Consider the following 12672-nt stretch of genomic DNA (forward strand, 5'->3'; position numbering starts at 1 on the left):
ACCGCCTTTCCGAATTCCCTAGGCTGCGCCGAAGCGCGGCCGATCAGAAGTCGTTGCGATACTGCTCGTTGCCGACGAAGCCGAGCTTGGTCACGTTCGCGCGCTTCACGATCGCAAGCACCTTGTCGACCACATCGTAGCGGGCGTTCGGATCGGGCTGGAAGTGCAGCTCGGGCTCCGGATCGCGCTGGAGCGATGCGTCGAGATACTGACGCAGGGTCAGCTCGTCGATCTGCACGCTGTTCCAGAAGATGTTGCCGTTCGCGTCGATGTAGAGCTTGTTCTTCTCGGGCTCGATCGGCGTCTGCGGGGTGGGGTTGTTGCTCTGGGGCAGGTCAACCTTCACCGCATGCGTCTGGATCGGGATCGTGATGATGAACATGATGAGGAGCACGAGCATGACGTCGATCAACGGCGTCGTGTTCATCTCCATCATCGGTTCGCCGTCGTCGCGGCCACCGCTCATTGCCATTTCAAAAACTCCTCAAACGGTGCGCGTCACAGCCGGACGTTGGCGGAACCTGCCTCGGGCTCCGAGATGAAGCCGACCTTGGCAAACCCGGCCATCTGCATCGTGTAGATGGTACCACCGATGCAGCGATAGGGCGTGTTCACGTCGCCGCGGATATGCACTTCGGGCAGCTCCAGCCCGGCCGCGTTCGGTCCGCCCTGGCGGTCGATCTCGGCCTTGAGCTTCGCGACCGCGCGGTCGAGCAGCTCCTTGCTCGAAACCGGCGTCATGCCCCAGAAGACCTGGCACTGGCCGTTCGATCCGGTCACCGAAAGCGACACGTTCTCGGGCTTGGTCGTGGTCGGCTCGAACTGCACCTTGGGAAGCTGCAGATCGACAGTCTGAATCACCACGGGAACGGCGATCAGGAAGATGATCAGAAGCACCAGCATCACGTCCACGAGGGGCGTGGTGTTGATGTCCGACATCGGGGCTTCGTCGCCGCCTTCGCCTACGCTCATCGCCATTGGGCGTTATCCTATCCTTCTAACTGCCGCCGGACATTGCCGGAGGCAGGGCCGCGCGCGACCGGCGCGGCCCATTTTCCGTTCTGCTTACGCGCGGGTCTGCACGCCACCGGCCTGGCCGGCGGTCGTGGTGGTCCCGGCCGGCTTGGCGACCGGCGCAGCCTTCTTGGCAGCGGCGTTGGCGGCCGGGCGAACCTTGCCGTCCGAAGCCAGGTAGCCGAGCACGTCGTTCGAGAACGCGTTCAGGTTCTCGGCGATCGCCTTGTTGCGGCGCTGCAGGAAGTTGTACGCGAGCACCGCCGGAACGGCGACGACCAGACCGAGCGCGGTCATGATCAGCGCTTCACCAACCGGGCCGGCGACGGCGTCGATCGAGGCCTGGCCAGCCGCACCGATCTTGATCAGCGCGCGGTAGATGCCGATCACGGTACCGAACAGACCGATGAACGGCGCGGTCGCGCCGGTCGTGGCGAGGAACGCCAGGCCGCCGTTGAGCGACGAGTTGATCGCGTCTTCCGAGCGCTTCAGCGAGCCGTGCAGCCAGTCGTGCGCTTCGACCGGATCGGTCAGCAGCTTGTACTGCTCCTGGGCCTCGATGCCGTCGTCGACGATCTGGCGATAGGCCGAGTTCTTCTCGAGCTTCGCAGCGCCTTCGCGCAGGCTGGTCGACGACCAGAAGCTGGCGCGGACGCGCTTCGCCTGGTTGATGATCTTCTGCTGCTCGAACAGCTTGGTGAACAGGATGTAGAGCGAGACGAAGAGCATCAGCACGAGGATGCCGAACACGGTCTGCGAGATGAGACCGCCTTCGCGGAGTGCGGGGAGCAGGCCGTACGGATTGCCGCCCTTGGGCGCCGCAGCGGCGAGAATGGTCGTGAACATCGGTTTGTCTTTCCTATTGAGAGTTGCTGCCTAAGCCCCGGCCTGAAGGCCGGCAGGACTGATCACTTCGGAATTTGCCACCGCACCGAGCGGGACGAGGAAGAACGGATCGGATTTCCGTTCTGGTCGAGCGCCGGCGAGTACCGGCCCTTGCGGGTGAGCGCGCGGCACGCCGCCTGGTCGAGAGCCGGGTGGCCGCTCGAAGAGGTGACGCGGCAATTCTCCACGCGACCCTGCTCGCTGATGTCCCACGCGATGCGGACAGTACCCTCTTCCTCGTTGCGAAGCGACGCGGGGGGATAGTCGTCCTGGGTGATCCACTGCGCGGGATCGCCCTTGGCGCCGGCTTGCTTGTTGACGCGCGGCGGAGCCGGCGGCGCAGGCGGAGCCGGCGGCGCGGGCGGAGCCGGCGGGGTGATCGGCGGGGGCGGCGGAATCGTCTGCGTCGTCTGCATCGGCGGCGACGGGACCTGCACCTGCACCTGTGCCGGCGGAGTCACGATCTGCGTCGGCGGCGGCGGCACCGGAGTATCCGGCGGCGGCGGCGGCGGGGGCACCTCCTCGGGCGGGGGCGGCGGCTCTTCGACCTCGAAGGTCTTAAGCTCTTCCGCCTTCTTCTTGATATATTGGTATGCCAGACCCGTGACGAAGGCATAACCCATGCCAGCCACGATCACTGCGACCAGGATGATCGCAACGAACCGGCTGCCACTTACATTCCGGTCAGCGTAAGCCATTCGGCAACGTCACTCCTCTAAAACCTGCGACCCTGGGCGGTGGTGTTCCACGCGCACAAGCCCGCCCGCCGTGCGCTTGCTAATGCGCCCGTTCGGCAGAGCGCGAGTCTCTATCGTGGCGATCCGGCGTACGCAAACGCTTTGTCGGACATTAATGCCCTATCGCCGCCACATGACCGAATTATTTCTATATAAGGCCACCCTCATGGGGTAACGAAAAGCATGATCCGCGTACTCTTTATGGCGTTTTGTTGCGCCCTCTCGTTAACGACTCCTCAAGTTTTTGCCCAAGAATCAACACAAAGTTCGGCGGCACCAACAACTGTATTACCCGGCTACGCCACTATTGCGGGGCAGGTCATCGGCGCACCCGCGATCATCGATGCGCGCATCCGCAGCGCGACGCGAATCAAGGGCCCGGAGGCCGCAAACGTCCCTGCCGGCCGGGCGCGCTTCTATATAGAAGCCGATGTTCTCGCGCTGATTCGCGGCGCGAATCCCCTCCCCGCGCGCATCGGATATCTGGCCGACCTGCCGCTCGCCGCGCGCGGGCGCGAGCCCAAGCTCAAGAAGCAGCGCGTCCTGCTTTTCGCACGTCCCGTGGAGGGACGCGCCGATCAGGTGCAGCTCACCGGCCTCGACGGCCAGCGAATCTGGTCGGCCGAGCTCGACGCCCAGGTCCGAGCGATCACGCGCGACGTCATCGCCGCCAACGCGCCTCCCGCCATCACCGGAGCTGGCAATGCCTTCCACGTGCCGGGGTCGCTTCCCGGCGAGGGCGAGACCCAGGTCTTCCTCCAGACCGCGAACAATGCTCCCGTGTCGCTCCAGATTCTGCGCCGACCCGGGGAGACACCGCGCTGGTCGGTGTCGCTGGGCGACATCGTCGACGAATCGGCGGGCCCGCCGGCGCGCGACACGCTGCTCTGGTATCGCCTCGCCTGCGGTCTGCCGCGCGAGCTGCCGGCGACCAGCATCGAATCGGACAATCCCGCCAACGCCGCGATCGCGCGCGAGGATTATGCGATGGTCCTGAAGGCGCTGGGGCCGTGCGCCTGAACTGCCGATTCCTCTCCCTGCAGGGAGGGAGGGGAGCGCTGACGCCTATCGCCGGTTCCGGACCAGCGTCACTCCGATCGATTCGCCATGCTCGGCGATCGCCAGCTTAACGATCCGCACCTCGACGCGCTGCACGCGCGCATCGGACACGAACAGCGTGTCGCAGATGTGCTCGGCGACCGCTTCGATCAGCGTGAAGTGCACGTCGGTGGGCAGCGCAGTGGTCGCGGCGTGCTTGAGATCGATATAGCTCTTCGACGCGCTGAGCGGCGTCTCGGGGTCGAAGCGCTCGGGCATGTCCAGGTCCGCGGTCACCGAGATGCGCAGCGGCTGCGGCAGGTGCGTCTCCTCGGAATAGATGCCGGTGAGGACTTGAACCTCGAGGTCATGGACCTGGAGCTGGAGGAGATCGGGCAAATCTTGGGCCTTTCGTGGAATCCGGCGCCCCATAGCAGAAGCCGCCGCGGGGGAAAGCCGCGCCCGGTCTTTCCGCGATTCTCTCTTGCATGATCGCGGATCGCGGATAAAGCGCGCGACCCCGGCAGTCCCGCCGGACAATTGCGCAAGGATCATATGCGTTGATCGCACTCGTGCCGCTCGCGAACGTCTCCCCTCAAGCTGTCGAGACGCTGCTCGACCATGCTTTCGGACCGGATCGACGTACGCGCACGGCCTATCGCGTGCGTGAGGGCCTGGAACCGGTACCCGAGCTGAGCTTCGCCGCGGTCGACGAGGACGAGAGCCTGATCGGCGCGATCCAGTGCTGGCCGGTCGAGCTCGCCTGCGACGACGGCGCGCGGGTGCCGATGGTGATGGTCGGCCCGGTCGCAGTCGAGCCAGGGCGTCAGCAGGGTGGCATCGGGCGCGCATTGATGGACCGGATGCTCGACGCGGTGGCGGCGGGCGGCGTCGAAGGAGCCGACAAGCTGATGCTGGTCGGCGACCCCGAATATTACGGCCGCTTCTTCGCCTTCACCGCCGAACGCACCGCCGGCTGGCGCCTTCCGGGTCCGTTCGAAGCGCGGCGGCTGCTCGCGCGCGGCGACGCGGTGCCCGATTGTGCCGGCATGCTGGGCCCTCGCCTCGCGCGACCGGCAGCCTGACGATCAGATTTCGACAAACCGGGCCCGATCCGACTAAGGGACTGCGCATGCCCTCCCCGCCCCCGCCCGATTTCGCCAGCCTGTCGCTCGCCGAAATCGCGCGGCTGGCGGAGGAGAACCGGCTGCCCCCCGTCGAAAGCTGGAATCCGCAGCACTGCGGGCACAGCGACATGCGAATCGCGCGGGATGGCAGCTGGTTTCACCAGGGCTCGCCGATCGGCCGTCCCGCGATGGTGCGGCTCTTCTCGACGATCCTGCGTCGCGAGCCCGATGGCCGCTTCGTGCTGGTCACCCCGGTCGAGAAGCTCGACATCGACGTCGAGGACGCACCCTTCGTCGCCGTCGAAATGAAGGCCGAGGGTGAAGGCGCGGGCATGCGCCTCGGCTTCCGGCTCAACACCGGCGACCTGGTGACTGCGGGACCCGAGCACGCGCTTCGCTTCGAGGAGCGCGAGGACGGTCCTCGCCCCTATCTCCACGTCCGCCGCGGGCTCGAGGCGCTGGTGGCGCGCAGCGTCTATTACGAGCTGGCCGAGATCGCCCTCGCCAATGGAAGCACGCCGCCGGGCGTGTGGAGCGACGGCGCTTTCTTCCCGCTGGAGCCCGAGGCATGACGCTCGCCGAGCGGCTACGCGTCGCGCTCGACGCGGCGCATGCGGAGGGACCGGTGCTGCTCCCCGGCGACCATTTCGACTTCGATCCCGAAGTGCGCGGCAGCCCCGCGGCGGTGCTGATTGCCGTCACCGATCGGCCTGATCCGGGCGTGATCCTGACACGCCGGACCGAGACGCTGCGCCGCCATGCTGGCCAGGTCGCCTTTCCGGGCGGGCGCATCGATCCGGGCGAAGGGCCGATCGACGCCGCGCTGCGCGAGGCGGAGGAAGAGGTCGGGCTTCCGCGCGCGCAGGTCCAAGTCGTCGGCACCGCGGACCGCTATCGCACCGTTACCGGCTATGACGTGACTCCCGTGGTCGGCGTAGTGCCGCCGGATCTGCAGCTCGTCCCTTCCGAGGCCGAGGTGGCGGCGGTTTTCGAAGCGCCGCTCTCCTTCCTCCTCGATCACGCCAATCACCGCCAGGCGAGCGCGCTCTATCAGGGGCGCGAGCGGCATTATTATGAGATCCTATGGGACAATCACCGGATTTGGGGTGCGACAGCGGCCATGATCGTCAATCTCTCGCGACGACTGCGATGGACCGCATGACGCTGCCCGATGTCGAATGGCGCCATCGCGCGGGGCTGGTACGGCTCGCGGAGGTGCTCGGCGCGCGCGAGGGCACGGCGCGCTTCGTCGGCGGTGCGGTGCGCGATACGCTGCTCGGCGTGGCGGTGTCGGACATCGACATCGCGACTCGCCATGCGCCGGAGCAGGTGCTGGAGCTGCTGCGCGCGGCGGAGATCCGGGCGGTGCCGACGGGCATCGAACATGGCACGGTGACCGCGGTGCTCGAGAGCGGCCCGGTCGAAGTCACCACGCTGCGGCGCGACGTCTCTACGGACGGCCGCCGCGCCACCGTGGCCTTCACCGACGATTGGCGCGAGGATGCGGCGCGGCGCGACTTCACGATGAACGCGCTCTACGCCGATCCGCTCAGCGGCGAGATCTTCGATTATTTCGGCGGGCTCGCCGACTTGGGCAGGCGCCACGTGCGCTTCATCGGCGACCCCTATCGCCGCATCGCCGAGGACCACCTTCGCATCTTGCGCTTCTTTCGATTCCTCGCCCGATTCGGCGACACCCCCGATCCCGAGGGGATCGAGGCCTGCACCGCGCGCGCCAAGGACCTGATGGCGCTGTCGCGCGAGCGGATCGCCGACGAGCTGCTCAAGTTGCTGGTCGCGCGTGACGCGGTGGCGGTGGTGAAGCTGATGGTCGAGCGCGGCATCTTCGAGCCCGTGCTGCCCGAGATAACCGCAGAGGGCGCCGCCCGGCTGGAGGCGCTCGCCGCACGCGAAGCCGGGACCGGAACCCCGCCCCACGCGATCCGCCGCCTCGCCGCGGTGCTGCCGTTAGAACCCGGAGTGGCGGAGAGCGTCGGCGCGCGACTCAAGCTCTCCAACGCGCAGCGCAAGCGGCTCGAGAGCGCGACCCAGCCCGTCGGCAGCGAAGGTGCGCGGGCGCTTGGTTATCGAATCGGCGTGGAGCAGGCGATCGACCGCTATCTGCTGAGCGCCGGACCGGTCGAGGCTGCAGTCGCCGAGCTGACCGGCTGGCGACCGCCGGCGCTGCCGCTGTCGGGCGGGGCGCTGGTGGCCCGAGGGCTCAGCAAGGGTCCGGAAGTCGCGCGCGCACTCCGCCAGGTCGAGGATCGCTGGCTGGCGGAGGGCTTTCCCGATGCGGCGCGCGCCGAGGCGATCGCCGACGAAGTCGTGGCTCAGGCGTTGCGCTCGGCCAGATAACGGTACGCGTCGTCGGCCTTGAGCGGCTGGGCGTAGAGGAAGCCCTGGCCATAGGTGCAGCCCAGCGCCGCGAGGGTTTGGGCGAGCTCGTTGGTTTCGATACCCTCGGCCGTGGTGCGCATGCCGAGCGCCTGGGCGAGGCTGAGGATCGCGCGGACGATCGCCACCTTGTCACGATCGGCGAGCATGCCCGAGACGAAGCTGCGATCGATCTTGAGCACGTCGATCGGCAGCTTCTGGAGATAGGCGAGGTTCGAATAGCCCGTTCCGAAGTCGTCCATCGCCAGCGTCGCGCCCAGTTCGCGGAGTGCGAGCATCGTCTGGCTGATCCGGTCCGGATCGCTGACGATCGCGCTTTCGGTGAGCTCGAGCGTCAACCGCGAGCCGGCCACCGAATGGCGCCCGAGCACTTCGCTGACCATCTCGGGAATGCGGTCGCGCTGGAGCTGGATCGCCGAGAGATTGACCGCCACCTTGACGCCGCAGTCGCCGCCGGCCGCGGCATCCCAGGCGGCGAGCGTCTTCATCGCCTCGTCCATCGCCCAGCGGCCGAGCGGGACGATCAGCCCCGATTCCTCGGCGACCGGGATGAACTCGTCGGGCGAGAGCTTGGTCCCGTCCTCGGTCGTCCAGCGCGCAAGCGCTTCGAACGCAGTGATGCGGCCCGAGGCGAGATCGTGGATCGGCTGATAGGCCAGGTTCATCAGGCCGTTCTCGATCGCGCGACGCAGCTCGGTCTCGATGCCGAACTGCTCGCGGGCGATGTCGAAGGCGCGGGTGTGATAGACTTCGGTGCGCCCGCTCGCCTTGGCACGCTTGACGGCGAACTGGGCGTTGCGGATCAGGTCCTCCGGATCGCCCTCATTGTCCGCGCCCATCGCGATGCCGATCGCGCAGTCGACGCGGATCTCGAAGTCCGAGAGCCGGAACGGAGTGGCGAGCGCGGCGTGGATGCGCCGGCCGACCTGGAGCGCGTCCTCGGCGCCGTCGTCGAGGTGGAGCAGCACGCCGAACTCGTCGCCCGCAAGCCGGCCCAGCACGTCGCGCGCCCGCAGCGCGCCCTTGAGACGTCGTGCGACCGAGATCAGCAACTCGTCCCCGGCGAGGCCGCCCATGCAGGCATTGACGCGGCTGAACCGGTCTAGGTTGATCACCAGCACCGCGAAACCGTGGCAGTCGCCGGGGCCGATCGCGGCCTCGATCGCGTCGCCGAAGCCCGAGCGGTTGGGCAGGCCAGTGAGGCTGTCGGTCGCCATCTCTCGGCGCAGGCTATATTCGGTGCGCAGCTCGGAGGTCTGGTCGACCAGCGTCACCAGGCACTTGCGCGTGGCGCGTTGGGCGGCGCGGCGGGCGAAGGTGACGCGGAAATAACGGCAATCGACTTCGTCGCCGAACTGCCAGGCGATGTCGTGGCGAGTCTCGTCGCTGTCGAGGAAATTGCGGAGCTGGTTGCCGAGCAGCCGGACCAGCGGCGATTCGGCGGCGATCGTACCGAGCCCGGCCTGACGGAAGGCCTTGTTGACGGCCTCGAAATGGACCTTGCTGCCTTCGAGCTCGACCAGCGCAGCCGGGACCGGCAGCAGGTCCAGCACCACCGCCGACTCCCCCGGACCGAAGGCGCAGCCAGTCGCCGTCTGCGGAGCAGGCTCCACGGACGCGAGCCGGGCCGAGCTGTACTTCCGGAACGCCATCGACCGCACAGCTAGCTCCGATTCGTTAAAACCCGCTGAAATCCTCCGACAATTGGTTCCCCTCAGAAACGGTTGTCGCGCGGGAAGCCCGTGGGCGGCATGCGGCCGGCGGCGCCGCGCGCGGCGCGCCAGGGGGTGAGGTCCGCCTCGGTGCGCGTGCGCCCGGTCTCGCCGCCCATGGCCCAGCTGAGGCCGTCGGCCATGCGGAAGCTCTTGGCATCCGACAGGCCGCCGTCGCGGTAGCGCTGGAGCTGCACCCCCTGCCCGCGCGCCAGCTCGGCGACTTCGGACAAGGGGAAGACCAGCATCTTGCGGTTGTCGCCGATCGCCGCGACCATGTCGTCCTCGGGCGCGATCGGGCGGACCAGCTTGAGCTGCGCGCCGGGGCGCGGAGTCACCACCTGCTTGCCCTTGCGCGTCTCGGCGACGACATCCTCGGTCTTGACCACGAAGCCGCGCCCGTCGCTCGCCGCCACCAGCAGCTTCTCCGAGGCACTGGCGGGCAGCAGCGCGACGATGTGACGCTCGCCCTCGAGATCGACCATCAGCCGCACCGGCTCGCCGAAGCCGCGCCCGCCGGGCAGTTTGTCGCCACCCAGCGTGTAAAATCGGCCATTGTCGGCCGCGAGCAGCAGCTTGTCGGTCGTCTGCGCGTGGAAGGCGAAGAGCGGGCCGTCGCCTTCCTTGAACTTGGCGGTATCGGCCGACGCCAGCTCGACGTGGCCCTTCATCGCGCGAATCCAGCCGCGCTGCGAGAGGATCACGGTGATCGGCTCGCGCTCGATCATCGCCTCGAGCGGGATCTCGCGCGTCGGCCCCGCCTCGCGGATCGCGGTGCGGCGTGCGCCCAGCGGCGTATCGAGGCCGTAGCGCTCGATCATCTTGGCGAGGTCGCGCTTCATCCGCGTTCGCTGGCGCGCGTCGGACGAAAGCAGCGTCTCCAGCTCGGCCTGTTCCTTGAGCAGCGCGTCCTGCTCGCGCCTGAGCTCCATCTCCTCGAGCCGCCGCAGCGAGCGCAGCCGCATGTTGAGGATCGCCTCGGCCTGGCGGTCGGTCAGCGCGAACTCGGCCATCATCACCGGCTTGGGCTCGTCCTCGGTGCGGATGATCTCTATCACTCGGTCGAGGTTGAGGAAGGCGATGATGTAGCCGCCGACGAGCTCGAGCCGGTCCGCGATCTTGTCCAGCCGGTGCTCGGACTTGCGGCGCAGCACCACGAACTGGTGCTCGACCCACGCCGCGAGCGCCTCGGCCAGGCTCATCACCCGCGGCGTGCGGTTCTTGTCGAGCACGTTGAGGTTGAGCGGCACGCGCACTTCGAGGTCGGAGAGGCGGTAGAGGCTCTCCATCAACGTGTCGGCATCGACGGTGCGGCTGCGCGGCTCGACGACGATGCGGATATCCTCGGCCGATTCGTCGCGCACGTCGCCGAGGATCGGCAGCTTCTTCTCGTTGATGAGCTCGGCGATCCCCTCGATCAGCTTGCCCTTCTGGACGCCATAGGGGATCTCCGAGACGACGAGGTGCCAGCCCCCGCCCTTCTCCACGATCTTTTCGATCTTCGCGCGTACGCGAAAGCTTCCGCGGCCGGTGGCATAGCTTTCGGCGATCGCGGCGGGGCTGTCGACGACGATGCCGCCAGTCGGGAAGTCCGGGCCGCTGACATAGTCGAGGACGTTCGCCTGCGGGTTGTCGATCAGCGCCACCGCGGCATTCATCAGCTCGGCGGCGTTGTGCGGCGGGATCGAGGTCGCCATGCCCACCGCGATGCCCGCGGCGCCATTGGCGAGCAGATTGGGGAAGAGACCCGGGAAAAGCTCGGGCTCTTCCTCCTCGCCATTGTAGGTCGCGCGGAAATCGACGGCATTTTCGTCGAGCCCGGCCATCAGGTCGATCGCGACCTGGGTCAGCCGCGCCTCGGTGTAGCGATAGGCCGCGGCGTTATCGCCGTCGATGTTGCCGAAATTGCCCTGCCCGTCGACCAGCGGATAGCGCAGCGCGAAGGTCTGGGCGAGGCGGACCATCGCGTCATAGACCGACTGGTCGCCGTGCGGATGGTATTTGCCGATCACGTCGCCGACGACGCGCGCGCACTTCTTGTAGCCCGAGGCCGGATCGAGCCGCAGCAGCCGCATCGCCCAGAGCAGCCGGCGGTGCACCGGCTTCAGCCCGTCCCGGACATCGGGGAGCGAGCGCGCCGTGATCGTCGACAGCGCATAGACGAGATAGCGTTCGGAAAGCGCGCTATCGAAGGGGACGTCGGAGGCGCCGGAGGGTTCGCCAACAGGGTCGAGCGTTTCGGTATCGAGACTCATCGGATCACCGCGATAGCAGCCACGGACGCGCTGCGCCACGGGGGCGGATGGTTTCCAGGCGGTTGGGGAAAGCGGTCCCGGTTACGCCGGCCCTCCCCTCACACCCCCTGCGGGCGTTCGCGGCCGATTTCCTCGAGCAGCCATTCGCGGAAGCGCTTGATCTTGGGGAGGTTGCGCCGGGTCTCGGGGACCACGAACCAATAGGCGTAGCCGCGGGTCGAGACCTGATCGAAGGGCCGCGTCAGCCGCCCCTCGGCCAGGTCGCGGCGCCAGAAGAAGGGCGTCAGCATCGCCACCCCCTGCCCCGCGATCGCGGCATGCCCCTCGTGCGCCTGGCTGTCGAGGCGCACGCCCGGGCGGGGCGGACCGTCGGGCACGTCGACGCCGGCCTCGCGCAGCCAATGCGCCCACCAGGGATCGTGCGGGCTGATCTGCGGCAGGCGCAGCAGGTCGGCGGGAACGAGCGGCCCGTGGCGCGCGAGGAACTCCGGGCTCATCATCGGCGTGAAATCGATCTCCAGCAGCTTGTCGATGACCATCCCGTCCCAGCCGCCCCGACCGGCGCGGATCGCGCAATCGACTTCGCCCGCGGAGAGATCGGCCACCTTGTCGGTGGCCTCCAGCCGCACCGCCATCTCGGGATGCCCCATCTGGAAGCTGCCGAGCCGCCAGGCGAGCCAGGCGTTGGCGAACGTGTTGGAGGTCGAGACGGTGAGCAGCTTCTCGTCCTCGGCCCGCACTTGCGCGAAGGCGGAGTCGATCGCGTCGAAGGCGCGCGAAACCTGCGGCGCAGCACGCGTGCCCGCATCGGTGAGCGCAATGCGGCGCCCCTCGCGCCGGAAGAGCGACGTGCCGAGCCGCTCCTCGAGCAACTTGATCTGATAGCTCACCGCCGCCTGGGTCATCCCCAGCTCCTCCGCGGCGCGCGTGAAATTGCCGTGCCGGGCGGCGGCCTCGAACACGCGGACGGCGGAGAGCGGCGGAATCTGGCGCATGGCCAATCATAAGCTCTACTTGTTATCCAAGTCCAACGATTTGTTGGCGCGGAAATGCATTCGGGCGCACATCGGCACGGCTGCCGCAGATGGCACGAACTCAGGAGACGAGCCATGTCGAAGCCCTTGATCGCCCTTGCTTTTCTAGCCGCGGCCGCGGCGACGCCGTCGGTGGCGGCGCCCCAGACGTCCGCGGCGGCCCGCGTCTCGTACGCCGATCTCGATCTCGCCCGGCCGGCTGACCGCAAGATCCTCGACCGGCGAGTCACGCGCGCTGCCGAAAAACTATGCCCGCCGCTCGTGCCGACCGGGCAGCTGACGCGCTCCGTCGAAGCGGTGCGCTGCCTGGCCGCGGCCAAGGCGAGCGCCCAGCTCCAGCGCAGCCGCGCAATCGCTAGCGCCACGACATCCAACCTCGCCGCCGACTCCCGATAACTCGCTCGGCGGACCCTGCGGGCGGCCTCGTGCCGCCCGCCTTTTCAACAAGGAATCCTGATGAGCCCGCGGACGAT

14 protein-coding genes are annotated in these 12672 nt (G+C 67.9%); 6 read left to right on the top strand and 8 right to left on the bottom strand.

Features of this window, described 5'->3' with window-relative positions; translation table 11 throughout:
- Positions 1–43: 43 nt before the first annotated feature.
- The 4 genes from J7500_RS12440 to J7500_RS12455 form a co-directional block, all read right to left on the bottom strand.
- Positions 44–472, bottom strand: coding sequence for a biopolymer transporter ExbD (locus tag J7500_RS12440; RefSeq protein WP_294062021.1), 429 nt, complete (start codon positions 470–472; stop codon positions 44–46).
- Positions 473–498: 26 nt separating this feature from the next.
- Positions 499–978: a biopolymer transporter ExbD gene (locus J7500_RS12445; RefSeq protein ID WP_294062022.1), complete on the bottom strand. Its 480-nt coding sequence runs from the start codon at positions 976–978 to the stop codon at positions 499–501.
- Positions 979–1065: 87 nt separating this feature from the next.
- Positions 1066–1860 carry a MotA/TolQ/ExbB proton channel family protein gene (locus J7500_RS12450; RefSeq protein WP_294062023.1) on the bottom strand — a complete coding sequence of 265 codons (795 nt, stop codon included), beginning with the start codon at positions 1858–1860 and terminating at the stop codon, positions 1066–1068.
- Between the two features lie 62 nt (positions 1861–1922).
- Positions 1923–2597, bottom strand: coding sequence for an energy transducer TonB (locus J7500_RS12455; RefSeq protein WP_294062024.1), 675 nt, complete (start codon positions 2595–2597; stop codon positions 1923–1925).
- A gap of 600 nt (positions 2598–3197) precedes the next feature.
- Here J7500_RS12455 and J7500_RS12460 point away from each other — a divergent pair.
- A complete protein-coding gene (locus J7500_RS12460; RefSeq protein WP_294062025.1) occupies positions 3198–3656 on the top strand; it encodes a hypothetical protein in 459 nt (152 codons plus the stop codon).
- A gap of 45 nt (positions 3657–3701) precedes the next feature.
- Here the strand turns inward: J7500_RS12460 and J7500_RS12465 are convergent, their stop codons facing one another.
- On the bottom strand, positions 3702–4073 hold the full coding sequence (locus J7500_RS12465) for a dihydroneopterin aldolase (protein ID WP_294062026.1): 372 nt from the start codon (positions 4071–4073) through the stop codon (positions 3702–3704).
- Positions 4074–4234: 161 nt separating this feature from the next.
- Here J7500_RS12465 and J7500_RS12470 point away from each other — a divergent pair, with 161 nt between their 5' ends.
- From J7500_RS12470 to J7500_RS12485, 4 genes are read left to right on the top strand one after another with little or no spacing between them, the layout of a single operon-like run.
- Positions 4235–4759 (top strand): GNAT family N-acetyltransferase, encoded by a 525-nt coding sequence (locus J7500_RS12470; protein WP_294062027.1) that lies wholly within the window; start codon positions 4235–4237, stop codon positions 4757–4759.
- Positions 4760–4806: 47 nt separating this feature from the next.
- A complete protein-coding gene (locus J7500_RS12475) occupies positions 4807–5373 on the top strand; it encodes a DUF1285 domain-containing protein (protein ID WP_294062028.1) in 567 nt (188 codons plus the stop codon).
- Positions 5370–5963 carry a CoA pyrophosphatase gene (locus J7500_RS12480; protein WP_294062029.1) on the top strand — a complete coding sequence of 198 codons (594 nt, stop codon included), beginning with the start codon at positions 5370–5372 and terminating at the stop codon, positions 5961–5963. Before J7500_RS12475 ends, J7500_RS12480 begins: the two co-directional genes overlap by 4 nt.
- A complete protein-coding gene (locus tag J7500_RS12485) occupies positions 5951–7159 on the top strand; it encodes a CCA tRNA nucleotidyltransferase (RefSeq protein ID WP_294062030.1) in 1209 nt (402 codons plus the stop codon). The genes J7500_RS12480 and J7500_RS12485 overlap by 13 nt, the downstream gene beginning before the upstream one ends.
- On the opposite strand, the gene J7500_RS12490 is transcribed toward J7500_RS12485, so the two are convergent.
- The 3 genes from J7500_RS12490 to gcvA all read right to left on the bottom strand — a co-directional run bounded on the left by J7500_RS12490 (position 7135) and on the right by gcvA (position 12160).
- Complete coding sequence (locus J7500_RS12490) at positions 7135–8850, bottom strand: bifunctional diguanylate cyclase/phosphodiesterase (RefSeq protein ID WP_294062032.1); 1716 nt, start codon at positions 8848–8850, stop codon at positions 7135–7137. The genes J7500_RS12485 and J7500_RS12490 overlap by 25 nt on opposite strands.
- 62 nt (positions 8851–8912) lie before the next feature.
- Positions 8913–11165 (bottom strand): DNA topoisomerase IV subunit A, encoded by a 2253-nt coding sequence (gene parC, locus J7500_RS12495; RefSeq protein WP_294062033.1) that lies wholly within the window; start codon positions 11163–11165, stop codon positions 8913–8915.
- 98 nt (positions 11166–11263) lie between these two features.
- Positions 11264–12160, bottom strand: coding sequence for a transcriptional regulator GcvA (gene gcvA, locus J7500_RS12500; RefSeq protein WP_294062034.1), 897 nt, complete (start codon positions 12158–12160; stop codon positions 11264–11266).
- Between the two features lie 114 nt (positions 12161–12274).
- Here gcvA and J7500_RS12505 point away from each other — a divergent pair, with 114 nt between their 5' ends.
- Complete coding sequence (locus tag J7500_RS12505; protein WP_294062035.1) at positions 12275–12595, top strand: UrcA family protein; 321 nt, start codon at positions 12275–12277, stop codon at positions 12593–12595.
- Positions 12596–12672 lie beyond the last annotated feature (77 nt).

It is taken from the genome of Sphingomonas sp., from assembly GCF_017744835.1.
Taxonomy (GTDB): domain Bacteria; phylum Pseudomonadota; class Alphaproteobacteria; order Sphingomonadales; family Sphingomonadaceae; genus Sphingomonas.

Coding starts and splice junctions, on each gene's coding strand:
- J7500_RS12440 (WP_294062021.1), bottom strand. CDS start 472: ATGGCAATGAGCGGTGGCCGCGACGACGGCGAACCGATGATGGAGATG.
- J7500_RS12445 (WP_294062022.1), bottom strand. CDS start 978: ATGGCGATGAGCGTAGGCGAAGGCGGCGACGAAGCCCCGATGTCGGAC.
- J7500_RS12450 (WP_294062023.1), bottom strand. CDS start 1,860: ATGTTCACGACCATTCTCGCCGCTGCGGCGCCCAAGGGCGGCAATCCG.
- J7500_RS12455 (WP_294062024.1), bottom strand. CDS start 2,597: ATGGCTTACGCTGACCGGAATGTAAGTGGCAGCCGGTTCGTTGCGATC.
- J7500_RS12475 (WP_294062028.1), top strand. CDS start 4,807: ATGCCCTCCCCGCCCCCGCCCGATTTCGCCAGCCTGTCGCTCGCCGAA.
- J7500_RS12480 (WP_294062029.1), top strand. CDS start 5,370: ATGACGCTCGCCGAGCGGCTACGCGTCGCGCTCGACGCGGCGCATGCG.
- J7500_RS12485 (WP_294062030.1), top strand. CDS start 5,951: ATGGACCGCATGACGCTGCCCGATGTCGAATGGCGCCATCGCGCGGGG.
- J7500_RS12490 (WP_294062032.1), bottom strand. CDS start 8,850: ATGGCGTTCCGGAAGTACAGCTCGGCCCGGCTCGCGTCCGTGGAGCCT.
- parC (WP_294062033.1), bottom strand. CDS start 11,165: ATGAGTCTCGATACCGAAACGCTCGACCCTGTTGGCGAACCCTCCGGC.
- gcvA (WP_294062034.1), bottom strand. CDS start 12,160: ATGCGCCAGATTCCGCCGCTCTCCGCCGTCCGCGTGTTCGAGGCCGCC.
- J7500_RS12505 (WP_294062035.1), top strand. CDS start 12,275: ATGTCGAAGCCCTTGATCGCCCTTGCTTTTCTAGCCGCGGCCGCGGCG.